The 26304-nt window shown below is 66.3% G+C and carries 15 protein-coding genes (1 of these 15 running past the window's edge); 13 read left to right on the top strand and 2 right to left on the bottom strand.

All coding sequences use genetic code 11. The features are described 5' to 3' along the window. Positions 1-4: 4 nt before the first annotated feature. Entirely contained in the window at positions 5-1045 is a 1041-nt protein-coding gene (locus ACQR1L_RS09935) for an O-antigen ligase family protein (protein WP_434857770.1), read from the bottom strand. Between the two features lie 601 nt (positions 1046-1646). Here ACQR1L_RS09935 and ACQR1L_RS09930 point away from each other — a divergent pair. After that, a complete protein-coding gene (locus ACQR1L_RS09930; RefSeq protein ID WP_434857769.1) occupies positions 1647-2849 on the top strand; it encodes a WecB/TagA/CpsF family glycosyltransferase in 1203 nt (400 codons plus the stop codon). A 166-nt stretch (positions 2850-3015) separates the two neighbouring features. Beyond that, positions 3016-3276, top strand: coding sequence for a hypothetical protein (locus ACQR1L_RS09925; protein ID WP_434857768.1), 261 nt, complete (start codon positions 3016-3018; stop codon positions 3274-3276). 36 nt (positions 3277-3312) lie between these two features. Here the strand turns inward: ACQR1L_RS09925 and ACQR1L_RS09920 are convergent, their stop codons facing one another. Further along, complete coding sequence (locus ACQR1L_RS09920) at positions 3313-5676, bottom strand: polysaccharide biosynthesis tyrosine autokinase (protein ID WP_434857767.1); 2364 nt, start codon at positions 5674-5676, stop codon at positions 3313-3315. A gap of 319 nt (positions 5677-5995) precedes the next feature. On the opposite strand from ACQR1L_RS09920, the gene ACQR1L_RS09915 reads away from it, so the two are divergent. From ACQR1L_RS09915 to ACQR1L_RS09865, 11 genes are all read left to right on the top strand, one after another. Continuing rightward, positions 5996-6718, top strand: coding sequence for a response regulator (locus ACQR1L_RS09915; RefSeq protein WP_434857766.1), 723 nt, complete (start codon positions 5996-5998; stop codon positions 6716-6718). Further along, positions 6718-8094 (top strand): ATP-binding protein, encoded by a 1377-nt coding sequence (locus ACQR1L_RS09910; RefSeq protein WP_434857765.1) that lies wholly within the window; start codon positions 6718-6720, stop codon positions 8092-8094. Before ACQR1L_RS09915 ends, ACQR1L_RS09910 begins: the two co-directional genes overlap by 1 nt. Before the next feature lie 456 nt (positions 8095-8550). Next, complete coding sequence (locus tag ACQR1L_RS09905) at positions 8551-8832, top strand: hypothetical protein (RefSeq protein ID WP_434857764.1); 282 nt, start codon at positions 8551-8553, stop codon at positions 8830-8832. Between the two features lie 88 nt (positions 8833-8920). Continuing rightward, on the top strand, positions 8921-10051 hold the full coding sequence (locus ACQR1L_RS09900) for a PepSY-associated TM helix domain-containing protein (RefSeq protein ID WP_434857763.1): 1131 nt from the start codon (positions 8921-8923) through the stop codon (positions 10049-10051). Continuing rightward, positions 10048-10317 carry a hypothetical protein gene (locus tag ACQR1L_RS09895; protein WP_434857762.1) on the top strand — a complete coding sequence of 90 codons (270 nt, stop codon included), beginning with the start codon at positions 10048-10050 and terminating at the stop codon, positions 10315-10317. The genes ACQR1L_RS09900 and ACQR1L_RS09895 overlap by 4 nt, the downstream gene beginning before the upstream one ends. A gap of 709 nt (positions 10318-11026) precedes the next feature. Further along, on the top strand, positions 11027-13366 hold the full coding sequence (locus tag ACQR1L_RS09890) for a TonB-dependent siderophore receptor (RefSeq protein WP_434857761.1): 2340 nt from the start codon (positions 11027-11029) through the stop codon (positions 13364-13366). 306 nt (positions 13367-13672) lie between these two features. Beyond that, positions 13673-13903, top strand: a complete 231-nt coding sequence (locus ACQR1L_RS09885; protein WP_434857760.1) for an MbtH family protein — start codon at positions 13673-13675, stop codon at positions 13901-13903. An 18-nt stretch (positions 13904-13921) separates the two neighbouring features. Next, entirely contained in the window at positions 13922-14638 is a 717-nt protein-coding gene (locus ACQR1L_RS09880) for a thioesterase II family protein (protein WP_434857759.1), read from the top strand. 83 nt (positions 14639-14721) lie between these two features. Beyond that, positions 14722-15684 (top strand): TauD/TfdA family dioxygenase, encoded by a 963-nt coding sequence (locus tag ACQR1L_RS09875; RefSeq protein WP_434857758.1) that lies wholly within the window; start codon positions 14722-14724, stop codon positions 15682-15684. 39 nt (positions 15685-15723) lie between these two features. Further along, positions 15724-25416, top strand: a complete 9693-nt coding sequence (locus ACQR1L_RS09870) for an amino acid adenylation domain-containing protein (RefSeq protein WP_434857813.1) — start codon at positions 15724-15726, stop codon at positions 25414-25416. After that, on the top strand, positions 25416-26304 hold the 5' portion of the coding sequence (locus ACQR1L_RS09865; protein ID WP_434857757.1) for an amino acid adenylation domain-containing protein. The gene runs 5690 nt beyond the window's last position; only the first 889 of its 6579 coding nucleotides appear in the window; the start codon lies at positions 25416-25418; the stop codon falls past the right edge of the window. Before ACQR1L_RS09870 ends, ACQR1L_RS09865 begins: the two co-directional genes overlap by 1 nt.

Raw genomic sequence — 26304 nt, 5'->3', positions numbered from 1 at the left:
TTTGTCAGAAGCGCACGCCGAGCCGCGGGCGCCAAGCGGGGCGTGAGCGGCTGAAACGCGGCGGGGCTTGTCCGGCGGGCTGCAATGCCGGTGTGGTCATCCGCGACGCTCGCCAGCATCGCGCTGCGTCGACGATGACCAGCACGAAGACGACCCAGGTGACGTCGAACGCGCGCAGCCACAGCGTTTCCAGGAAGTTGTAGAGCATGACGAACAAGGCAACGGACAGCAGGATCCAAGAACGCTTGTAGTCGCGCTCCATCACGCGACCGATCACGTGAACCGAGATCGCAAGAAACACCATGAGAAATCCGAATCCGACATAGCCGAGCTCCAGGATCGCGTCATAGTAGCCGTTGTGAGAGTTCGGCATGCCTTTCACCCACCCAGGCGCCTCGGTCACGCTCGGCGCGTCCGCGCCGACCAGCCAGAAGCTCTGATAGCCCCATCCGAGAAGCGGCCGTTGGGCGATCTGCGTTTCGGAGAACGCCCAGATCGTCGTACGGCCCGTGAAGCTTGAATCACCGGTCAGCAGGTAGGCGATACGGCCCGTCGTGAACCCCGCGAGCTCGCCGAAGATCAGGTAGCCGGCGATCATCACGGCAAGGATCAAAACGGGCGGAAGACGCAGCGCTCGTGCGATCGAGAGCGTCAGAATGGCCAGGATCGGGGCGAGCAGTGCGAGACCGAGCGCGGTCTTGGAACTGGACAGGACAATCAAGACGACCGCCGCGACCGCCACGACGATCCCGACCGCGCGACGGGGGCCCGGGTAGAGCAATTCGTGAACAGACAGCAGGAAGGCGATCGCCGCGAACTCGCCCAGCAGGTTCTTGCCCGAGAAATAGCCCTGGTAGCCGATATCGACCAGGGCGTTGCCGTACTGCGCGTAAGTCGCATAGCCGCCCGGGATCATCAGGATGTTGAGTATGACGCCGGCGGCGAAGCAGAGGAATACGCCCCGCATGATGTTGGCGTTCGGCGGCGACAGCAAGGCCGGCAGGATGATTGCCGTCAGCACCATGGCTTCCTGCACGAACCGCACGAAGGCGAACTCCGGCTTGAATGCCCAGGCGATGCTGGCCCCGGCGAGACCGAAATAGGCGCAGAGAGCCATGATGTTCGGCGGAAGAACGAGGCGGTCGCCGCGGGTGAGGCGCTGGGCTGCGGTGACGACAGCAACAGCTGCGAGGGCAGGCCAGAAAACCCTGTTCTCGGTCCTGCTCTCGAGCAGGCCCTGGAGCCCGGGCGATGGCGGGAAGCTGAAATAGATCAGCGGCTGAATGAGCGAGGAATAGGCGAAAGCCAGGACCGGGAGCAGCGCGCAAACATCAAACCGATCTGCCGAAACCGGCGGCGCGGGGGCGGTTCGTCTTGGGGCTGCGCTTCGGGGCATTCGCGCTCTCGGAGTGAAATGCTGTCCGACGACCGCTCATGGCGGCGGTGACGAGCACGATCGGGGATAGATGTTAAATCACGTCATGCGGTTTGGTGTATTAAATAATATTATTTAATTCCCAAAAATAAGCCACATTAAATTCGTTGTCTTCCCTGAATTAAATGTTGATTTGGGCGCCCTCGCTTCGGCGATGTGGGACTGGCGAACGGCGGCGCCTGGAACGGCTGGCGGCAAGGAAGACCGGTCGATGTTGACTACCCAGGACGTGCAGATTTCCGTCCGCTCTCAGGCTCGCCCAGGCCGCACGGCGGTAGACCGGAGGCCCGACACCGGTGCGGAGGTCATCGAGCCGCCCGCTCCGGACGACCTGTCCCGTGACGTCTATTGCATGCTCGGCGTACCGATCGACGCGATTGCGATGCGCGGTGTGCTGCAACGCATACACGATGCCGTTCGCCGCCAGACCCGCCTGCTGATTTCGACACCCAATCTCAATTTCCTCGTTGCCAGCCAATCGAACAAGAGCTTCAGGGACTCGCTGATCCTGAGCGACCTCTGCACTGTCGACGGAATGCCCGTTGTCTGGATCGCGCGGCTTCTCGGAATCCCGATCAGAAGCCGCACGGCCGGGGCCGACATCTTCGATGCGCTGAAGGCCGAGGAGAGGTCCGCAAATGCCTTGAAGCTGTTCCTTTTTGGCGGACCGGAGGGCGCGGCGGAGAAAGCCGCCCAGAGCCTGAACAGCCGGCGCCATGGGGTGCAATGCGTCGGTTGGTCGAATCCGGGCTACATGTCGGCCGAGGAACTGAGCCGGGATCACATCATCGCCGAGATCAACGCCAGCGGCGCGGACTTTCTGATCGCCTCCCTGAGCAGCGTCAAAGGCCAGTCGTGGCTGCAGCGCAATCATCAGCGCCTCGCAATCCCTGTACGGGCCCATCTCGGCGCCGCGCTCAACTTCCAGGCGGGGACAGTCAGGCGCGCGCCGCCGATCCTGCGCAGATGGGGATTGGAGTGGGCGTGGCGCATCAAGGAGGAGCCCTATCTCTGGCGGCGTTACTGGAGCGACGGATCCGCGATGCTGCGGCTGCTGCTCACCCATGTTCTTCCTTTTGTGTTCTGGTCCTGGTGGTTGCGCCAGACGCATGAGCGGGGCGAGGCCCTGACCATTACGCAGGACCATGGTGCTCGTACCGTGACCCTCAGCCTATCTGGCCCTGCGGATGCACGACACGTCGACAGGGCCATTCCGGTCTTCCGGGCCGCCGCGGCGTCGCGGAAGCCGGTCATCTTGGATTTTTCCAATGTCTGTGCCGTGGATGCGCGCTTTCTCGGTTTGCTGCTGATGCTCGGGAAGCGACTGCGGGCCGAGGGCCGCGATGCCAGCTTCGTGGGAGTCTCACCACCGCTGGCGAGGCTTTTTCGGCTGGGCGGCCTCGATCGTCCGTAGTCCCGGCGCGGGATCTCCTCGGCTGTTTGCAGTCCCGGCGGGCGATGGTGACATTTCGGTGGCGGGGTGTTGCCCTCCTGCGCTTGCTCGAAGCCTCCGAAGCGGCTTAGGTCATCGCTAACCAATGGCCGCTAGCCTTCCGACGTCCGAGGAGGCACGAAAACTGATGTGGGTGATTGCGCTTCATTTCGGAGCCGGAGCCGTTGCCGGCGCGATGTTCAACATTCGCACCTTGCTCGTGCTCGTCGCCGTCGTCGTGCTGGAGTGCCTCGCCGCGGGGCTCGCGAACGGATTGACGGCTGCGCTGTATTCCGTCGGCGGTCTTGTTGCGGTCCAGGCAGGCTATCTGGCAGGCATCATGGTCCGCGGCGTTCTGGAGCGGGCGGGCCTCGCGCAGTCTTCCGTGCGGCCCGAACACCAGCGCTGAACCTCCGAGATCGAAATTCTCGTCCCTGCGGCCCATCTACTCAGCCATCACGGTCCCGTAGCGGGTGTAGTATTTCTGGTTGTAGTAGTCGCCGAAGTGATGCGCGTAGCGTTTCAGTGCCTTCATGTCGGTCTTGTTGAGCACCACGCCGAACAGCGCGTCATAGACGTTGGGGGCCGTGTTCAGTGCATGCTCGACGACCTCCGCCGGTGTCCGTCCCCATTCCACCACCAGCACGAAACTGTCCAGCAGCGCTGAGACGGCGCGCGCGTCGACCACGGGCGCGAGCGGCGGCAGGTCCACGATGACGTAGTCATAAGAACTGCGGAGCTGCTCGAACAGGCCTCGCATCTGCTCATTGCCGAGACTGTCGCTGGTGTCGCGATGCGCGGCGCCTTTCCCCGGGAGAAAGTCCAGCCGGCTCACCGGATCGGTCCAGATCGCGTCGGCAAGCTGCCGGTCTCCCGCGATGATGTCGGCGATGCCGATCCCGGCCGTGGGAGCGAGCATGCCGGACAGAGACGGATTCCGCAGATCGCAATCGACCACGATCACGCGCTTGCCGGAATTCGCGATCAACTGGGCGAGCGAGGCTGCGATGATCGATTTTCCCTCATCGGGAAGCGCGGAGGTCAAACCGAAGATCTTCCGCGACGACCGGCTCGGATCCTGATCGATGGCCACCTTCAGCGTGCGGATCGACTCCGCAAACCGCGAGGAGGGCATGGCGGATGCCGCCCAGCACGTCCCGATGCCTCTCGAGATCTGGCGCTGGCCGCAATCGTCGTCCGGCTTGGCGACACGGCTGAGCGCCGCTTCCCGTGTCACCCGGTCCACGTCCGCCTGTTTCAGCAGCGGCACGACCGAGAGGCAGGGAAGCCGCAGGCGATCCTCGATCTGCGCGGTCGTGCGGAAGCTGCGGTCCCCGACATCCGCAAGAAGTCCCAGGCCGCCGCCGAGCGCCAGACCGCCAAACAGCCCGACCGCCAGCAGCACCATCGACTTTGGCTTGATCTTCTTTTTCGGAGGCGTGGCTGCGGAAATCACGCGCGCCTTCGCGATCGGGAACGAGCCCTGCTGGACGGTGCCCATATAACGCTGCAGGAACGCGTCGTAGAGGGTGCGATAGCCCCTGGCGCTGGTCTCCAACTCACGGATGCTGACCTCGGCCGCGCGCGTGTCCTGCGACCGGACGACGGCCTGTGCGAGTTGCTTTTCGACCTCCTGCTGTTGTTGCTTGGCCTCCTGGTAGTCGTGCTTGGCGACGTCGGCAAGCCGCCGGACCTCGTCGAGGATCGCCTGGCGGATGCTCTTCATCGTCGCGCGGATATTGACGACCGCCACGTGATCGCTGCCGTATTTGGCGGAATATTCGTACTCGCGCTTGGCATGATCCAGATATTGCTGGCGCAGGCTGTTGATGATCTGTGTGCTGTTCGAATTGCTCAAGGACAGGCCGTCGGGCGGATTGAGGTTCCCGCTGAGCTCCGCGGGAGAAAAGTCCGAGACGGCGGCGATGCGGTCCAGCGAAGTCTCCGCATTGTTCGCGGCAAGCATTTCGTCGAAGCGGTTCAAGCGGGTCATCAACGAGGCCGTATGCGTCCGCGCGGCCACGAGCCGGTTGGTGAGCTCGGTGACCTGCTGCTGGTCCATGAACTTGCCGTCGGCCGAAACGATGTTGTAGCGGCCCTTCAATTCATTGACGGCGCGCTCGGCCTCGGTGGCGTCGTTGCCGAGGTCCTGAAGGCGGTCGTGGAGCCAGGCGGTGATCGTGCGGTGTTCGGTCGCCTCGGTCTTTGTCTGCTGATCGAAATATTCCTTGACGATGGCATTGGCGATCATCGCAGCCCGTTTCGGGTCGCTGGCGCTGAAATCGACTTCGACGACGGCGCTGGTGCCGATCCTGAAGGCGTTCATGCGCCGCTGAAACTCGTCGACCAGATCGTCCATGGTCGGCGGCTCGGATGCCGAACCCAGGAGCCGCCGGACGGCGCCCGCAGCCTCATGCAAACGACTGGCCTTGCCGTTGAAGTCCGGATCGTTGCCGAGGTCGAGCCTGTTGATCACGACGGTCGCGATCGACTTGGATTTCAGGATCTCGATCTGGGATTCCATGTCGAGCGGGGGCTCGTCCTGCAGCGGAATCTGCGGCTGTGGCTGCACGACCACGGGTTTCGAACCCGCAAGCATGATCTTGACGTCCGCCGTGTAGGTCGGGGGCAGGGTCTTGAGAACGATCACGCTGGCGAGCAGCGACAGCGCGGTGGTGATCGCGATCACCAGGGAGTGCCGGCGCAGGAAGCCCACCGCGAGGTCGAAAGGCCCCGGCCCGTTGCGTTCCCAGCCGTGGTCCTGCTGCGGGGGATAGGCAACCGTGCTCGCGTTCGGATTGTGCAGCATGTGTCGGGAGCTTCATCAGTTGCGCCTCGGACGTCGAAGCCGCCCGATGCCTGCGAAAACATGGATTGGTCGTCTGAGCCGCAAAATCGTTCGTCACGGGTGCGTGATTTAATTTATATTAAATCTAATTAAACCCATCAAGTGGGCGCTGGAATTAAATGTGCTTCATGGCGGAAGCGTGTGCGGTGGCTGACGGGCCATTGTCCGAGGCACGCCGGCGGGCGCGACGCAGGGCCTGCGCCGGCGCCGGGTAACAGTGTGTAACAGCGGCCGCCGGGGCATTGCCAAGGGGTGGGGTTTTTGGGCATCAGTCCTGGTCATGAGCATGCCCGCAGCCACGCTTCTGATGGTGGAGGACGATCCGGAGATCAGCCGGCTCGTCGGTGAATTCATGCGCCGCGAAGGCTTCGAGATCGAGATCGCGGATACCGCGGCCGCGATGGACGCGGTGCTGCGGCGGAAACGGCCCGATCTGATCATCCTCGACCTGATGCTGCCGGGAGAGGACGGGCTGTCGGTCTGCCGCCGGCTGCGGCAGAGCGACGACATCCCGATCCTGATCCTGTCGGCGAAGAGCGACGAGATCGATCGCGTCGTCGGGCTGGAGCTCGGTGCCGATGACTACATGGTCAAGCCTTTCGGTCCCCGGGAGCTGTTGGCGCGCGTCCGCGCGCTGCTGCGGCGGTCGCAGGCGAGCCCGCCGCGCGAGGCGAGCCGCCGCTTCGGCTTCGATCGCTTCGTCATCGACGTCGACGCCCGGAGCATCGAGATCGCGGACGCCGAGGCTGCGCCGATCCAGCTGACCTCGGCGGAGTTCGACCTGCTCGCCTGTTTCGTGCAGCGGCCCCGCCGGGTGCTGAGCCGCGACCAGATCCTGGACTGGACGCGGGGGCGCTCCGCCGAACCGTTCGATCGCACCGTGGACATGCTGATCTCGCGCCTGCGCCGCAAGCTCGAGGCGGCGAGTCCCGGATCGAACCTGATCACCACGGTGCGCAACGGCGGATATCTGTTCACGGCGATGGTGCGGACGGTGTCGTGATGATGCGGCTGACGCTCGCGATGCGCATCGGCCTCATCGTCCTCATCAGCCTCGTGGCGATCTGGATCGTCACCTTGGCGCGATTCTACCGCGCCCGCACCGCCGAGATCGAAGGCGCGACGCCGCCACCCGCGCGGCTCGCCGCGGTCGCCGAGCTCATGGAGCGGACACCCCGGGCGGCGCGGGGGCAGGTCGTGGACGCAATATCCTCGGACCGTTTCGATGTTCGGCTGGTCGATGCCGGAGCGGCGGCCACGCTGCCGCGAACCGAGCAGGCGTCGCTCAGGCAGGGGCTGCGTGAGGCCTATGCCGATGCGCTGGGGGCTCGCCATCTGGCGATTGCCTCGGTGACCGAGTCCGACGGGCCGTGGTTTCCGCGGTTGTCGCGCGCGCCGCAGAATGCGCTGCAATTCCGCATCGGCCTGAACAATGGCGACGTGCTCGTGGTGGAGTCGCGCGCGCCGCTGATGCTGACGCAGCGGGGACTGCCGGTCGGTCTCGGTGCCGGCCTGTTCGGGACGCTGGTCGCGCTGTTTGCGCTTGTGATCATGCAGCGTGAAACGCGCCCGCTGGCACGCCTCGCCGCAGCGGTGGACCGCGTCGATCTGGCCGGGGCCCCGGTGCCGCTGCCCGATGTCCGTCGCAATGCGCCCGAGGTCCGCGCGGTGGTCACCGCGTTCGGCCGTCTGCAGGACCGGTTGGCGTCGCTGATGCAGGCGCGGATGGTGCTGGTCGGCGGCATCGCCCATGATGTCCGCACCTTTGCCACGCGGCTGCGGCTGCGCGTCGACCAGATTCCCGACGAGGCCGAGCGGCAGCGCGCCGAGGCCGACATTTCCGACATGATCCGTCTGCTCGACGACGCGCTGCTGGCCACGCGCGCCGGCGCCGGCGAGCTGCCGCAGGAGCTGATCGCCTTCGACGAGCTGGTGCGGGCCGAAGTCGACGACCGCCGCGCGCATCGATCGAACGTGCGCTTCGCGCCGGCCGATGATCGCCGTGAGCTGCTGATGCTCGGCGACCGCATCGCGTTGCGCCGGATCATCGCCAACATCATCGACAACGCGATCAAATACGGCCATGCGGCGGATGTCTCGCTGCGCAGCGATGCCGAGCATCTCGTGCTCACGGTCGACGACGACGGGCCAGGCATTCCGGTCGCGCAGCGCAAGGCGATGCTGGAGCCGTTCACACGGCTGGACAGCTCGCGCAATCGCGCGACCGGAGGAGCAGGGCTGGGGCTGGCGGTGGTCCGTACGCTGGTCGAGGCGCATCGCGGCAGCATCGAGATCACCGACGCACCGCGCGGCGCCCGCATCGTCGTGCGGCTGCCGCTGTTCGTGGATGGAACGAGCCGGCATTCGAATCTTGCATGATCGTTCGTCCGTCAAAAGGCGCATGGCCGCGTGATCCCGCGGCGGACGCTCCGTCCGGGGTGATGCAGCGTGAAGCCCTCGGAGATCGTGAGGGCGCAGGGAAGGCCGGACCTCGACTGAGGCCCGTGGCCCGCCTGCGAACAAGAATGCAGGCGGCAGGTACCACAGGTCAGCCGGAAACCCGGCCCTCCCTGCGCGATGGCTTAACGGCTGCTTCGCGTTCTCCCTGGTGCGCCGGGCTTTCTGGCCACCATCCCCATGCGAAGCCAGGCTTCGTCATGAGTTGATATCAGCATCGGGATATCAGGACCGCGCGACTTGACCGTGCATGGAAGATCGTTCGTCGGCGCGAGTACGACCCGCGCTGCAATCCACCATGCCCATCGCTCCCCGCCTCACATATCGTGACGACCGCGCGTACGTCCCTCAGCTCGAGACGGGATGCCATAATCAAACATGTTTTCCGGAAAAGCGAAAGAGGAATCTTTTCGCCGCAGGGACTGGACAGGCCAAATCAGCTTGATCGCGCAGAAAGATTTCGTCTCCGCGCGCATGACTCCGCGGCTCGCACCGTGTCCGCATCGGATGATTCGTCGGGTGTCGAGATTCGATGCGGCGGACTGCGGCAGGCGCGCGGACCGCCGCGCTGGCCGATCGCGGATGATCGAAATTCTCGTTGCCGTTCCGATGCTTGCGGTGGATCTGCGCGCCACTTTAAAGAAATTCCAGCACACTTAGAGCAATTCAGTTTGCTGCAGCCCTTCTCTTGCCGGACGGTCGGTTCATGTGACGGCAACGTCCAATGAAGCAGGGTGGTGCGAGCGCAATGCGTCTGTGGGTTCAGGTTCATACGTGGACGTCGCTGGTCAGCATGGTCTTTCTGCTGATGTTGTGCCTCACCGGACTGCCGCTGATCTTCCATGACGAAATCGAGCATCTGTTCGAGGACGAGATCGCCGCGCCGGCGATGCCGGCGGACACGCCGCGTCTGCCGCTCGATCGTCTGATCGCGGCGGCCAAGCAGCAGCTTCCGGAGCAGCATGCGCTGTTCGTGAGCGTGAAGCAGAACGAGCCGCTGATCGTGGTGGCGATGTCGCCGACCGCCATCCCCGTGCCCGGCCAGTTTCATCGCCTCACGGTGGATGCGCGCACGGCCGCAGTCCTCGGCGAGGAGGTGCCGCATCAGGACGTGATGGACGTGATCCTGCGCATTCACCGGGACATGTTCACCGGCCTGCCCGGAGAATTGTTTCTCGGTCTGATGGGGCTCGTCTTCGCCGCCTCCATCGTGTCCGGCGTCGTCGTCTACTGGCCGTTCATGCGGCGACTGCAGTTCGGCACCGTGCGCGACCGCTCGGCGCGGCTGAAATGGCTCGACCTGCACAATCTCCTGGGCATCGTCACGGTGAGCTGGGCGCTTGCGGTCGGCTTGACCGGCACCATCAATACGCTCGCGGTGCCGCTGTTCGATCTCTGGCGCGCCCAGACCATGCCGGCGCTGCTCGCGCCCTATCAGGGCAAGCCGCTGGCCGAGGCCAAGTCGATCGAGGCCGCTGTCAACGCCGTCCGCACCGCCTTTCCGGACCGGCTGGTGACATCCATCACCATGCCGACCACGACGCGTTTCGGCAGCCCGCAACACCTGATGGTCTGGACCAAGGGGCGGACGCCGTTCACGGCGCGCATGTTCAAGCCCGTGCTGGTGGACGCGGAGGACAGCAGCAAGATGGTGGCGCCGGAACTGGCCTGGTATCTCACCGCCCTGCAGGTGTCGCGGCCGCTGCATTTCGGTGACTATGGCGGGCTGCCGTTGAAGATCATCTGGGCCGTGCTGGACGTCATCACCATCATCGTGCTGTGCAGCGGTCTGTATCTGTGGGTGGCGAAGCGGCGGAGCAGCCGGCGCAAGGTGGCAGGCGTGGTTGCGGCGGCCTCGCCGGTGACGGTGTCGCCATGAGTTCATCCGCAGCATCGTCGCCGCCCTCGGCCCGCGTCGCGCAGCTCTCCGCCTGGCAGGTGTTTCGTGCGCCGCTGATGATCGGCCTCGTCGCCACCGCCGGGCTGGCCTTCGGCCTGTTCGGCGACGGCCTCTGGGATGGCCTGTGCTGGCTCGGGCTGTCGGTGCCGATCCTGCTGTCGCTGATCTATGGCACGCCTTGGAGCCGCGCGGCGAAGACCGCGCCGGATGACGTGCAGGGCGACAGGCGCGATCAGTCGCGCTGAGCGCGATCGCGTTTCCCTTGCGTGGGCTTCCTTCGCAAGGTTGATCTCAGCAGCTGTGCCCTGTGACGGGACTGCTGCCGCGCTGTTGCGCGGCTGACCGTGACGCACGGTCGCCTTTCGATCAATCACCCATCTATCATTCGCACATCGCGGCATGCCGTACGACGTGGATGGCCGGGACGAGCCCGGCCATGACGGCGCGGATACAGACGAGCGCAACATCTCCAGCGTCGAATGCGCTGGAGCTGCCTGGAACAGGCCGCGTCGTCGATCCCCGCGCGCGTGTCCCTGCGCGCGAACTCATCCGTTGAAGCCCGTCACTTCACGCCGCTCTGCGGCATCGATGGCCAAGATGCGGCGCAATTGAAAGCAAACGTTGATTTAAAGGTGACGTTGTGATTAGTTGTCAATGAAGGGTTGATCGACGCCCGCGCGATGAATTCGAGATCATCGCCCCCCACCGTCATGCTATTTGTCGCGATCGCCGCGGAAATCTCCACGCGATCCACACGACATGCGCTTCTTTGGAAGGCTTCAAAGAACGCGCGCGAAGAAAATCCAGCCGCAAACACAATTAGTTAGAATCGCGCGCGCGGCAAATCTGTCGCTCGTTAGACGAGTTCTACGTCACGCGACGCCATCCTCGAATACCTGTGTGTTAGGAGCACCGACGGACCAAGCAGGAACTTGGAATGATCGGGGTGTCAGGATGGTTTGTCGTATTCGGGTGAGAGACGTTAGGTTGACGAAATCTTTGGGACTCGTGAGCTCGCTGGCGCTCACCTTGAATATTGGCGGCATTTCGCAAGCCCTGGCTCAGACGCAGCTTCCCGATGTCACCGTCGATGCACCGAAGCCGAGGGCGCGGCAGGTCGCGCCGAGGCCGCAGGCAACCCCGACGCGCACCGCCCAGCAGCGCCGCGTCGCCCCGCGCAACCTTCCGCCGACGGCGCCGGTCGCCTATGTGACGCCTTCCACGGGCACGATCGGTGCGCCGCCGTCGCCCTATGCCGGCGGCCAGGTCGCCAGTGGGGGCGGGCTCGGCCTGCTCGGCAATCGCGGTGTGATGAACACGCCGTTCAACCAGACCAGCTTCACGGCGAAAACGATCCAGGATCAGCAGGCCCGGACGATCCGCGACGTGCTGATCAACGATCCGTCGGTGCGCACGATCCAGGCGGCCGGCGGCGGCGCGGACAGTCTCTACATCCGCGGTTTCTATTACGACAGCGGCGACTATGCGCTGAACGGCCTTGCCGGCATCGCGCCGTACTATTCGACCGGGGCCAATTTCATCGAGCGCGTGGAGCTATTGAAAGGCCCGGCTGCACTGCTCAACGGCATGACCGTCGGCGGCACCGGCGCGTCGAGTGGCGGCGCGGTCGGCGGTAGCGTCAACCTGATCACCAAGCACGCGCTCGACACCGACATCACGCAGTTGACGGCGACTTATGCTTCGAAGACGCAATTCGGCGAGCAGGTCGACATCAGCCGCCGCTACGGCGAGCACAAGGAATGGGGCGTGCGGCTGAGCAGCAAATACTCCAATGGCAACACGCCGTGGGACCGGCAGACTGACGAGTTCGGCAACGCCCATCTCGCCGTGGACTATCATGGCGAGAACGTGCGGCTCGACGCTGATATCGGCTATCAGGCGGACAATCTGAACCCGCCGCTGCGGTTCTTCACGATCGGGGCCACCACGACCAGCATTCCCAATCCGCCGGCATCGGGCACCAATTTCCAGATGCCGTGGGCCTATTATGCGCCGACGGACTTCTTCTCGACCGTGAAGGGCGAGGTCGATCTCGGCGAGCACGTGACGGCGTATGCGGGATTCGGCTATCACGACAGCAACATCAACTACCGTTACATTTCGCCGACGATCGCGAACAATGGAAGTCTGAGCGGAACGGCATTGACGGGAAGCGAAACCTACAAGACCTACGCCGGAGAGGCCGGACTGCGGATCACTGCGGACACTGGTCCAGTCAACCATGCCATCAATGTCGGCTACTCCGTCACCGATCGGACATATACCCAGCGCGTGGTGACCGGCACTCCGGATTTCAAGAAGACGCCGTGGAGCCTCTATTCCGATCCGACCAACATCCCGCTGCCCGCATTCTCTTCCACTCTGGCCGCCAATCAGGTCGTCGGCGCCAATCTGTGGAGCATCGGTGTCTCGGACACCATGTCCATCCTCGACAAGAGGATCCAATTGACGGTCGGTGCGCGTCGGCAGACCGCCGGGACCGAGATTGCCAATTTCCTCCCGACCGGGGTCAGTCGCCCGTTCCAGGATACGTCCGTCTGGACGCCGGCCTATGCGCTGGTGATCAAACCAGTCGAGCAGGTCGCGCTCTATGCGAATTATATCGAGGGCCTGCAGACGCCGGCGGTCGTAACCGGCGCCACTTTCAACAATATCGGCACGGTGTTTCCTCCGGGGCAGACCAAGCAGGTCGAGACCGGCATCAAGGTCGACTTCGGCCGAATCACCACGACGCTCAGCGCGTTCGATATTTCGAGGCCCAGCATCATCAGCGTCGCAGTCCCTGGCCAGGCGAAGCCTGACCAGGTCCTCAACGGCCTGCAGCGAAACACTGGCGCGGAGTTCAACGTGTTCGGCGAGGTCACGCCGGCATTCCGGCTGCTCGGCGGCGTAGCCTATACGCACGGTGTGCAGGAAAAAACTCAGGGCGGCGCCACTGATGGCCTGCGCGCTGTTGGTGTTCCTGAGCTGACTGCGAATATTGGAGCCGAATGGGACACGCCGTTCGTGCGGGATCTGACCCTGACGGGACGTGTGGTCTACACGGCGACACAATATGTCGACGCGAAGAACACGATGTCCTTGCCGGATTGGACGCGCGTCGACATCGGCGCCCGCTACACCTTCACTTCGCCCTGGAACGGCAAGCCGATCGTGCTGCGGGCGGCCGTCGAGAACGTCTTCGACAAGGCCTATTGGGCGTCCGCCTATAGCGGCGTGATCACGCTCGGTGCGCCGCGCACCTATCTGGTGTCGACGACGTTCAATTTCTGACGCCAAGGCGTGACGCAAAGAGTGAGGCCGTCGCTCAGATGATGTGCGACGGCCTCGTTAGTTAGGTCATTCATTTCGTTGAATTTGCATCAACTGTGGCGATCATCTGGTTTGTTTGTAGCTCGTCTGCCGTCGCGATCGAGCATTGTGATCGTTTTCCGGAGATACATCCTGATGTTGAACCGTCACGCGAGCGTCACCTTGGAGAGATTAAAAACTTGGATCGGCGGTATCACTTTGACTGTCATTCGCAACTACATTACTCGTAGTTCATCGCCGTCGCTGAATAAGTAGGAGTAGTCGGACATGATGGTCTTCGACCGGGATGACGTCACTTTCACCGTCGTCGTGAATCACGAAGAGCAATACTCGATCTGGCCAACCTTCAAGGAGATCCCGAACGGTTGGACCGCAGTCGGGGTGACAGGCAGCAAGAAGGAATGTCTCGATCACATCGAACAGGTCTGGACCGACATGCGGCCGCTGTCGCTGCGCAAATTCATGCAGGAGAACGCCTCCGTCGCCGCCGAATCCTGATTCCACGGAGTTGTTGCGATGCGACTCTTCTGTTTGCCTCACGCCGGCGGCAGCGCCACGGTCTATGCACGGTGGAAGCGGTCGCTTCCGTCCTGGATCGACGTCGTCCCGCTGGAGCTGCCCGGGCGCGGCGCGCGGATGGACGAGCCATTGCACACGGATCTTTCGGCTCTGGCCGACCAGCTTGCGGCCGAACTGATCGGCGCGAAGCTCGCATCGCCTTACGTGCTGTTCGGGCACAGTCTCGGCGGCCTGATCGGCTTCGAACTCGCACACCGGCTGCTCGCGCTCGGCGCGCCGAGACCGCGGCTGCTGATCGTGTCGGGGACCGAGGCTCCGGCGATGCGCGACGACAGCCGCTGGCGCGAGCCGCTCGGTGACGATGAATTGCGCAGCGAGCTGCTGCGCCTGGACGGCACGCCGCGCGAGGTGTTCGCGAGCAGGGAGATCATGCAGGGCGCCTTGCCGGTGCTGCGCGCCGATTTCCTGATGTGCGGGACCTACGTCTACCAGCGGCGGCATCAGCTGCCATGTCCGATCCACGTGTTCGGTGGCGATCGCGACGAGACGCGCCCGGATGCTCTCGCCGGCTGGCGCGCCGAGACGGAAGCGTCCTTCGCGATGGACATGCTGCCGGGAGGTCATTTCTTCCTGCACGACGAGCCGGCCGATGTCCTGAAGCGCCTCGCCGCGCTGCTGGCGCGCCAGGCCCAGCCGCAGCTCGCGGGCGCCTGAGCCGTCCGCTTCGACCACCTCGACCGGCCCACCGGCCGGTCGACCAGACTTCGATGCCGAGATGACGAAGACGGGGAGAGATCATGTTCGCAAGACAACTTAAGATAGATGAGAATGAGCTTCCCTTCGTTCTGCGCGCGAGCCGCAAGCAGGAGCCGCTGATCGAGGCCATCGCGGATGTCCGCGACATGATCGAACGCCAGCTCACCTCGTCAGGCGGCATTCTGTTTCGCGACTTCCAGCTCGACGGCGCCGAGGGTTTCCGGCGTTTCGCCGCGAGCTTCGGGCATCCTTTGCTGTCCTATGAGTTCGGGTCGACGCCGCGCTCGCAGGTCAGTTCCGGCGTCTATACGTCGACGGAGTACCCGCCGCACCAGCACATTCCGCTGCACAACGAGCAGGCCTATACGCGCGACTGGCCGATGAAGATCTGGTTCTATTGCGAGCGCGCGGCCGAGCAGGGCGGCGAGACGCCGATTGCCGACAGCCGGCTGATCTACCGCGACATGCCGGCCGCGATCCGCAACCGCTTCGCCGAGCGGGGCGTGATGTATGTCCGCAACTATGGCAGCGGGCTCGATGTCGACTGGCGGCAGGTGTTCGGCACGGAGTCGAAGGCGGAGGTCGAGGCCTATTGCGCCGCGCACGACATCGTCTGCGAATGGAAGGACGGCGACGAGCTGAGGACCCGGCAGGTCTGCCAGGGAACGGCCGTGCATCCCGTCACCGGGGACATGGTCTGGTTCAACCAGGCGCATCTCTTCCATGTCTCCAGCCTCGCGCCGGAGCTGCGTGACAGCCTGATCGAGATCGTCGGTGATCCCTTGGAGCTGCCGCGCAATGCCTTCTATGGCGACGGATCGCCGATCGAGGACGACACGCTGGCGACGGTGCGTGGCGTGCTCGACCGGCACAAGATCGTCTTTCCCTGGAAGACCGGCGACGTCGTCATGCTCGACAACATGCTGACCGCGCATGCGCGCGAGCCGTTCAAGGGACCGCGCCGGGTGATCGTCGCGATGGCCCAAGCCCATCGCGTCAACTGAACCCGCGACCGTTCACCGCCGCCACCGGATCTTCTGATGATGCCGACACGAAACCTCGTCGACCGACTCCGCCAGCATGCCGTCCTGCGTGCCGATCATCCGGCGGTCCGCTACATCGAAGGCGACGAGGTCGTCGACGAGCTGAGCTTCGCCGCGCTGGACCGCCGCATCCGCGCGCTGGCTGCGCATCTGCAGGATCTCGCCGGAACAGGCGAGCGCGCGCTGATCCTGCTGCCCAACGGAGCGGACTATGCTGTTGCGTTCTATGCCTGTCTCTATGCGGGCGTGATCGCGGTGCCGGCCTATCCGCCGGAGACGGGCAAGGCGCGCTACGCCAGCCGGCTCGACGGTATCCTGCACGATTCGGCGCCGCGTCTCATCCTGACCCAGGCGCGGCTGCGCGACGGCATCACGGCGGCGTTCGGAGAGACGGGAGCTCACATCCTGGCGGTGGACGAGGTCGCGGTCGACGCCGCCGCGTCCTGGCGCGAGACCGAGCTGATGGCGGATGCGATCGCGTTTCTCCAGTACACGTCGGGCTCGACGTCGCAGCCGAAGGGTGTCTGCGTCACGCACGGAAATCTCGTCGCCAACGAGATCGCGATGGAGGCGGTGCTCGAGGGCCATGGCGACGACGTGTTCGTCAGCTGGCTGCCGCTCTATCACGACATGGGGCTGATGGGCGGGCTGCTGAATCCGCTGTTCACCGGCTACACGACGGTGCTGATGACGCCGCGCAACTTCCTCGAACAGCCGCGGCGCTGGCTCGAGGCCATTCATCGCCATGGCGGCACCTGCAGCGGCGGCCCGGACTTCGCGTTCGCGCTGTGCGCCGACAGGGTGTCGGATGAAGCCATCGCGCGGCTCGATCTCAGCCGGTGGCGGCTGGCGTTTTCCGGGTCGGAATTCGTGCGCCGCACGACGCTCGAGCGGTTTGCCGCGCGGTTCAAGCCGGCGGGTCTCGATCCGCGCGTGCTGACGCCGTGCTACGGACTGGCCGAGGCGACCTTGCTGGTGACGGCGGCCGATCGCGCGAGCGAGGCGGTGGCCGTCACGCTCGATTCCGCGGCGCTCGCCGCCGGCCGCGCGGCGAACGCGGACGACGGCACCGACCTGATGGCGTGCGGCACCGTGCCCGATGGCCATGCCGTGCGCATCATGCGGACGGACGGCGCGGCCGCGGCCGATGCCGATGAGATCGGCGAGATCTGGGTCGCGGGACCGAGCATCGCGCAGGGCTATTGGAACAACCCGGAGGCGACGCAGCAGACCTTCGTGGAGCGCGACGGCGCGCGCTGGCTGCGCACCGGCGATCTCGGCTTCATGCGTGACGGCGTGCTCGTCGTCACCGGCCGGCTCAAGGACCTGCTGATCGTACGCGGCCAGAACATCTATCCGTTCGATATCGAGCAGGCGGTCGAGACCGAGGTCGCGTCGGTCCGCAAGGGGCGCGTGGCGGCGTTCCCGGTCGTGATCGAAGGCCGCGAAGGCATCGGCATCGCCGCCGAGTTCGGCCGGGCCGTGTCGCGTCGTGCGCCTGTGGACGCGCTGATCAAGGCGATCGGCGATGCGGTCATGGGGCAGGCGCAGGAGTTTCCGGCCGTCGTCGTGCTGCTCAATCCGCGAGCCATGCCGCTGACGACGAGCGGCAAGCTGCAGCGCTCGGCCTGCCGCGCCGGATGGGAGCAGGGCACGCTGGACAGTTTCATGGTGTATGAGCGCAGTCGCGACGCGGCTGTCCGCGCTGACGCCGGGCTCACGACCGAGACCGAGCGCCGCCTCGCCACGATCTGGCAGGATGCGCTGCGGGCGACGACGATCGGCCGCGATGCCGATTTCTTCATGCTCGGTGGCAACTCCATCGCGGCCGCGCAGATCGCGGCGGCGGTGCGCGATGGCTTCGCGGTGGAGCTCGATCTCCGCAACTTCTTCGAGGCGCCGACGCTCGCGGCGCTCGCCGCCCGCATCGACGCCGCGCAGCAGGGCGCCGCGTCGTGGCCGCCATTGCAGCCGGCGCCCGCCGGCGAGCGCGCGCTGCTGTCGCCGGCCCAGGAGCGGCTGTGGTTCCTGTGGAGCATGGACCCGGCGAGCACCGCCTACACCATCGCCAGCGTCGTCAAGCTCGACGGACCGCTCGATCAGGCGCTGCTGGTGCAGGCGCTGGCCGGGATCGTCGCCCGCCACGAGCCGCTGCGCACGACCTTCGTGGCCAAGGACGGCCGCGCGCGGCAGGTGATCCATCCGACGGCGGACATCGCCGTCGCCATCGAGGATCTGCGGCGCCGTCCGAAGGGCGAGCGCGCGCAGCAGGCGGCGGCGCGCGTGCGCGACGAACTGGCACAGCCATTCGATCTGGTCAACGGCCCCTTGCTGCGCGCCGTGCTGATCCAGCTCGCGGATGATCGCCACGAGCTGCTGCTCACGGCGCATCACATCGTCGCCGATGGCCTGTCGCTCGACGTGCTGCTCGGCGAAATCGCCGCATCCTATCAGCGGCTGCGTGACGGGGAAGGCATGCCGCCGCCGAGCGCCATCCAATATGCCGATGTTGCGGCCGGGCAGCGCGCGTGGCTGGCGGGTCCCGAGGCCGAGCAGCAGCTCGCTTACTGGCGCGGACGGCTCGGCGAGACGCATGAGCCGCTCGCGCTGCCGCTCGACCGGCCGCGTCCGGCGGTGCAGAGCTATCGCGGCGAGACGCTTCAAGTCGGGATCGACGCGGCGCTCGCCGCGAGGCTGCGTACGATCGCGGGACAACAGCGCGTCAGCATGTTCATGCTGCTGCTCGCGTCCTATCAGTTGCTGCTGTTCCGGTATTCCGGCCAGTCCGACCTGCGCATCGGCGTGCCCGTAGCAGGGCGGCGGCAGGCCGAGCTGGCCTCGCTGATCGGCTGCTTCGTCAACACGCTGGTGCTGCGCGCCGATGTGACCGGCGATATGCGCTTCGCCGACCTGCTGGCGCAAGCGAGGGAAGAGGTCATCTCCGCGCTTGCGCATCAGGACCTGCCGTTCGATCGCCTGGTCGACGCGCTGAGGCCGGCCCGGTCGGGGGCGTACAATCCGCTGTTCCAGGTCAAGTTCAACTACATGACCGCGCCGCGCGGCTTCGCAACCACGGACGGTCTGCGCGGCGAGGCCGGGATCATCGATCTCGCCGGCTCGCATTTCGATCTGGCGCTCGACATCGTCGATGGCGCCGAGGGCATGACCGCGAGCCTCAACTACGCCACGGACCTGTTCGACGCGCCGACCATCGCGCGCATCGGCCACCAGCTCGTCGATCTCCTGCGGCAGATCGCGTCGCGCACCGACACGCCGCTGCGCGACTTCTCGATCGCGCCGGAGAATGTGCAGGCGGTCGCGCAGGAGGAAGTGCGCTTTCCGGCCACGGATATTCTCGGCCTGTACGACGCCGCGTCCGCCGGTCGTGGCGACCGGATCGCGCTGCGTCAGAATGCGGTCGCGGTCACGGCCGCCGAACTCGCGCGCTGGTCGGACCGGATCGCCTCGACCTTGGCGCAGGCCGGCGTCGGGCCGGAGACGCCGGTCGCACTGTGGATCGAACGCTCGCCGGCCTTCGTCGCGGCGCTGCTCGGTGTGCTCAAGGCCGGCGGCGCCTATGTGCCGCTCGATCCGGCCTGGCCGGCCGAGCGCGTGCAGCGGATCCTGCGTGATGGTGGCATCGGCACGCTGGTGGCCACAGGCGACCGTCTCGCGGCCGCTGCCGCATTGGATTGCCGCGTGCTCGACGCGGGCAGCAGCGCCGGTCCCGGCGCGACGTTCGTCGCGCGACGGCCGCATCCGGCCCAGACCGCCTACATCATCTACACTTCGGGCTCGACCGGCGCGCCAAAGGGCGTCGCGGTCAGCCACGGCGCGCTCGCGAACTACGTCCAGGCGCTGCTGTCGCGGCTGCCATTGCCGGCGGATGCGACCATGGCGATGGTCTCGACCGTCGCCGCCGATCTTGGCCACACCGTGCTGTTCGGCGCGCTCGCCAGCGGCGCGACGCTGAACCTGCTCGCCCCCGACGCCGCCTTCGACGCGGACGCCTTCGCCGAGGGCATGCGCGGCGTCGACGTGCTCAAGATCGTGCCGAGCCATCTGCGCGGCCTGCTGCAGGCCCGGGCGTCGGCCGACATGCTGCCGCGCGACGTGCTGATCCTCGGCGGCGAAGCCGCCGATCCCGGCCTGATCGCCGACATCCGCCGGCTGCGGCCGCAGTGCCGGATCGTCAACCATTATGGTCCGACCGAGACGACCGTGGGCGTCACGACCCACGCCTGGAGCGACAGCGATCTCGGCGGGACCGTCCCGGTCGGGCTGCCGCTCGCCAACCTGCGCGCCGTCATCCTGGATGATGCGTTGAACGTGGTGCCGGCCGGCGTCGCGGGCGAGCTGTTTATCGGTGGTGCGGGACTGGCGCGCGGCTATCGCGCGGCGCCGGGGCAGACGGCGGAGCGCTTCATTCCGGATCCGTTCGGCGCGCCGGGCGAGCGTCTCTATCGCACCGGCGACCGCGTGCGCTGCGATCAGGCGGGCCGCATCGTGTTCCTCGGCCGCCGCGACGACCAGGTGAAGCTGCGCGGCTATCGCGTCGAGCCGGCCGAGATCGCGCGGACGCTGGCGAGACTCGACGGCGTCGCCGACGCCGCGGTGGTCGCACGCGCGATCGACGAAGGGCAGGACCGTCTGGAGCTCGTGGCCTATTGCGTGCCGGCCGCAGCGCCGCTGCAGCCGGAGGCATTGCGGCAGCGGCTTGCAGTGATGCTGCCGGACTACATGGTGCCGTCGCGCATCGTGCTGCTCGAGCGCCTGCCGCTCACCGCCAACGGCAAGCTCGACCGCGCGGCCCTGCCTCGGCCCGACGAGACACCGGCCGTGTCCCATGCAGCGCCCATCGGCGAGGTCGAGCAGGCGATCGCCGCGGTCTGGCAGGAGGTGCTCGGCCGCGAGAGCATCGGCCGCGACGACAATTTCTTCGAGCTCGGCGGCGACTCCATTCTCAGCCTGCAGATCATCGCGCGGCTGCGCCGGCGCGGGCTGGTGCTGACGCCGAAGCAGATGTTCGCGCAGCAGACGATAGCGGCCCTGGCCGGTGTGGTCGTGACCACCTCCGCACCGTCCAGGACACCGCCGGCAGCAGCCCGCAGCGGGTCGAACGCCCTCTCTGCGGAGCTGCTGCCGATCCAATTGCGGTTCTTCGCCGACGCCATCCCGAACCGCGATCACTTCAATCAGGCCGTGCTGCTCATCCCGCGCGATCGGATCGGATGGGATGTGCTGGAGCGTGCGCTCACGGCCGTCGTTATGCAGCACGAGGCGCTGCGGATGTCCTATCGCCGCAGCGACGGTGAATGGCGCGCGGCGCCAGCCGAGCAGCCGGCGTCCGATCTGCTCTGGCGTCGCAGCGGCGTTGGTCCCGATGACATCGCAGCGGTCGCTTCGGACGCGCAGGCGAGCCTGTCGCTGGAGAAGGGCGAATTGTTGCGCGCGGTCGGCTTCGACCTCGCCGACGGCAGCCAGCGTCTACTGATCGCGATCCATCACCTCGCCGTGGATGGCGTGTCATGGCGAATCCTGCTGGACGACATTGCGTCGGCCTGCGCGCAACTGGCCGGCGGCGCCGCTGTCGCCAGCCTGCCGGCCTCGAGCACGTCGCCGTGGCTCTGGGCCGAGCGTTTGCGTGCGCATGCGGCCTCCGACGAGATGGCGGCGGAGCTGCCGTTCTGGCTCGCATCGTCAGGCGGCAGCGATCTGCCGTGCGACGCGGACCATGGCGCCGCCGATCTCGAAGGCGAGGCCGAAGAGGTGGTGCTCAGCATCGATGCCGAGCTGACGACGCGGCTTCTCGATACCGCGCCGGCGGCCTATCGCACCCAGGTCAATGATCTCCTGCTCGCCGCGCTGGCGCGCGCGATCTGGTCGTGGAGCGGTCGGGACGATGTGACGATCGAGCTCGAAGGTCACGGCCGCGAGGACCTCTTTGCCGATGTCGACCTGACGCGGAGCGTGGGCTGGTTCACGACCGCATTTCCGGTGCGGCTGCGCGGCGGCAGCGCGGAGGCTGGTCCGCTCATCCAAGGCGTGAAGGAGATGTTGCGAGCGGTGCCGGGTCGTGGTCTCGGCTATGGGGTTCTGCGCCAGCTCGGTTCACCCAAGCATCGCGAGGCGCTTGCGCAACTCCCGGCGCCGCGCATCGTGTTCAACTATCTCGGGCGCTTCGAGGGCCTGTCCGGTGAAGGCGCGCCGTACCGGATCGCGCCGGAACATCCCGGACCGATGCGGGCCGCCGATACGCCGCTGCGGGCTTGGCTGACCATCAATGGCGATGTCCGCGACGGGCAGTTGCGGCTTGGCTTCCGCTATGGCCGGCGGCGCTATCGCCGCGCCAGCGTGCAGCGGCTCGCCGAGCTTTACCGGGCCGCGCTGGAAAACGTGGTCGATCATTGCCTCAGCGGCGCGGGCGGCCTCACGCCGTCCGACGTCCCGCTGTCGGGGCTCGATCAGGCGACGCTCGACCGGATCTGTACGACGATCGATGCGCGCGAGATCGAAGACATCTATCCGCTCTCCCCGATGCAGCAGGGCATGCTGTTCCATGCGCTCCGCGACGGCAAGGCCGACGTCTATGTCAACCAGCTCGCCGTCGAGCTGCGCGGCGTCACATCGGCGCAACTGTGTGCGGCATGGCAGTCGGCCAGCCTGCGGCATGCGGTGCTGCGAACGGGATTCCTCTGGCAGGACCTGCCGGGACCGGCTCAGCAGGTCGTCTATCGCCAGCTCGACATGCCCGTGGTCGAAGACGATTGGCGCGGCCGCGCGACCGATGCGGACCTCGACGACGCACTCGCCGATGCGGCGCGCGCCGAGCGCGAGCGCGGCTTCGACATCGGCCGGCCGCCGCTGCAGCGTCTCAGGTTGATCCGGCTCGGGGACGACCGGGTCTGGCTGGTCTGGACACATCATCACATCGTGCTGGACGGCTGGAGTTCGGCGCGGTTGCTCACCGAGGTGCTGCAGCAGGTCGGCGGAACGGTCGTTGGAACCGTGCAGGGGCGGTACCGTGACTACATCGCCTGGCTGCAATCGCGCGACCCCGCCGCCGCGAGCGAGTTCTGGCGCGACAGCCTGCGCGGCTTCGAACAGCCGACGCTGCTTGCCGACGCGTTACGTGGCCGTACAGCGCGTCCGGCCGCAACGGGACCTGGCCGGCTCACCTTGCTGATCGACGGCGATCTCACCGCGCATCTGCGGCGCTTCGCGACGCGGCAGCGGATCACCATGAATACGCTGCTGCAGGGCGCCTGGGTGCAGCTGCTCCGCCAGTACACCGGGCAGGACGCGGTCTGCTTCGGCGTCACCGTCGCCGGGCGTCCGGCCGACTTGGCCGGGGCGGAAGACGTCGTCGGTCTCTTCATCAATACGCTGCCGCTGGTCGATCGCGCGCATCCGCAGGCCGCGGTCGGCGACTGGCTGCGCGGCCTGCAGGCGCAGAACATCGCGGCACGTGACTATGAGTGGATGCCGCTGCACGAGATCCAGCGTCTTGCCGGCCAAGGCGGTCAGCCGCTGTTCGACAGCCTGATGGTGTTCGAGAACTATCCGATCGATCGCGGCTTGGCGGATCGAAAGGACGGCGGACCATCCATCGGGCGGGTCGAGCACGTCACGCCGACCAACTACGCGATCGCCGTGGCCGTGTTCGAGGGGACGGATGGCCTGCGGCTTGATCTCAATTATGACCGGGCGCAGCTCGACGAGGCAGCGGTGCAGCGGATCGGCGCGGCGCTCCGAGACGGTCTCGCGATGCTTTCGGACGATGCGAACCGTGCGACGGGACGTCTTCAGGCGCTCACCGGCGATTTCGCCGACCGGCTGTTGCGCTGGGGCGGACTGGCCGCCAGCGCGACGTCGGAGCCGGAATCGCCGCAATCCCTCGGCATCGTCGCGCAGATCGAGGCGCAGGCCAGACGGCGGCCGCGCGCGATCGCGATCGTCAGCGGCGCGCGCCGGATCAGCTATCGCGAGCTGAACGCGCGCGCCAATGCCCTGGCGCGTCGTCTGAGCGCAAGCATCAGCGGTTCGGATCAGGTGATCGGCATCGCGCTCGATCGCAACGTCGACATGGTCATCGCGTTGCTCGCGGTGCTGAAGGCTGGCGCCGCCTATTTGCCGCTCGATCCGGACTATCCGTCCGAGCGCCTCGCGCACATGATGCGCGACAGCGGGGCGAAGCTGCTGCTGACCGAGGAGAGACTGCGGGACCGCTTCGCGCTGGCGCTGGCCGACAGTGATGCCGAGGCCTGGCTGCTCGATCGCCTCGATGCGGCTGAAGACAGAAGCAACCTCGACATCCGCATCCATCCCGAGACCCTTGCTTACGTCATCTACACCTCTGGCTCCACCGGCCTGCCCAAGGGCGTCATGGTCCGGCACGGGGCGGTGACGAACTTCCTGGCGACCATGGCGGAGCAGCCCGGCCTCGCGCAGGACGACCGCGTGCTCGCGCTGACGTCGCTGTCGTTCGACATCGCGGTGCTGGAGTTGTGGCTGCCCCTGACGAAGGGCGCCCGGATCGTGCTCGCCGACCGGGCCGCCGCGCATGATCCGGCGGCGTTGAAGGCGATCGCGGTGAAGCATGGCGTGACAATGATCCAGGCGACGCCGTCGAGCTGGCGCATGCTGCTGGACTATGAAGGGACCGACGCGTGGCTGCCGCAAGGCTGCCGCGTGCTGAGCGGCGGCGAGGCGCTCGCGCCTGACCTGGCGCAACGCCTGCTCGACCTGAGCCATGAGGTCTGGAACCTCTATGGGCCGACCGAGACCACGGTATGGTCGGCGCGCCATCGGCTGACGGCGAATGATCCCTCGCCAGTGCTGGGCCGCCCGATCGGCCACACGACGCTGCATGTGCTCGATGCCAATCTCAATCTCGCGCCTCCCGGCGTCCCTGGCGAACTCTTCATCGGCGGCGTCGGCCTCGCACGCGGCTATTGGAAGCGCGCGGCGCTCAGCGCGGAGCGCTTCATTCCCGATCCGTTCGGCGCGACCGGCGCGCGGCTCTATCGAACCGGCGATCTGGTGCGATGGCGCGAGGATGGCGTGCTCGACTATGTCGGCCGCGCTGATCATCAGGTGAAGATCCGTGGTCATCGGATCGAACTCGGCGAGATCGAAGCGCGTCTGCGCGCGGAGCGAGGGGTTTGCGACAGTGTCGTCGTTGCCCGGGACGCCGGCGGGAGCCCGCAACTGCTCGCTTATGTCAGCGGTGACGAGACGCTGGATGGTGCCGGCCTGCGCGCGATGCTGGCCGCGTCGTTGCCGGACTACATGGTGCCGTCGCGGGTGATGGTGCTGCCCGAGCTGCCCTTGACGCCGAACGGCAAGATCGATCGCAACGCGTTGCCGCAGGCGTCGTCCGGCGCGGCTGCGCCGCACGACTATGTCGCGCCGGTGGGCGAAATCGAGACCACCCTGGCGCGGATCTGGGCCGAGCTGCTCGGCATCGACCGGGTCGGGCGCGGCGATCATTTCTTCCAGCTCGGCGGCCACTCGCTGCTGGCCGTGCGTCTGCTCAGCCGCGTGGCCCAGGAATTCGGTACGTCGATGCAATTGACCGAGCTGTTTGCTCATCCCGAACTGGCGGAGTTCGCGCGCATCCTCTCGATCCATCTGATCGAGACGGAATTCGGCGAGGGCGAGCTCGACGAACTGATGATGGCGGAGCAGTGATGAGCGGACAATCAGGACGGCCGATGCTGCGCGACCTCGACCCGGACGCGCTCCGCGATCTCGCAACGCTGGCGCGGCAACGCCGCCGCAAGGCCGGCGGCCCGACCGCCGATACGATCCCGGTGATCGATCGCGGCGGCAAGCTGCCGCTGTCGTTCGCGCAGCAACAGCTGTGGCTGTTGGCCCAGCTCGACGGCAGCAGCACGAACTATCATCTCGACGCCGTGCTGCGGCTGCGGGGGCGGCTCGACGTGGCGGCCTTGCAGCGCAGCTTCCATGCGTTGTTCGCGCGCCATGAGGCGCTGCGGACGGTGTTTGCTGCTGAGGAGGGCGAGCCGCATGTCGTGCTGCTGCCGCCGGACGCTGGTCTGACGCTGCAGATGCATGACCTCGGTGGGCGCACCGATCCCGAGACCCAACTGCGCGACCTCTTGAACGTCTGCGCGCGCGCGCCGTTCGATTTCGCCACGGGACCGCTGATCCGCGGTCATCTCATCCGCATGGCGGATGACGATCACGTCATTCTGCTCAGCCAGCATCACATCATCTCCGACGGATGGTCGATGGGCGTGCTCATGCACGAACTCTCGGCCCTGTATGGAGCCTTCGTGGCCGGGAGAGATGATCCGCTGCCGCCGCTCGTCGTCCAATATCCGGATTACGCGGCCTGGCAGCGCCGATCGCTCTCGGCGCAGCGGCTGCAGCAGGAGATCGCGCATTGGACCGCCGTGCTGGGGGATGCGCCGTCCGTGCTGACCTTGCCGACCGACCGGCCGAGGATCGCGCCGAGGTCGACCGCGGGCGCGGCGGTGCCGATCGTGTTCGATGACGTCGTGTCCGCAGACATCCGGAAATCGAGCCTGACGCTCGGCACAACGCCCTATGTCG

Origin of the sequence: Bradyrhizobium sp. HKCCYLR20261, from assembly GCF_051168435.1 — a bacterium.
Taxonomy (GTDB): Bacteria; Pseudomonadota; Alphaproteobacteria; order Rhizobiales; family Xanthobacteraceae; genus Bradyrhizobium.
This window is presented reverse-complemented; position numbering and strand designations above follow the sequence as displayed.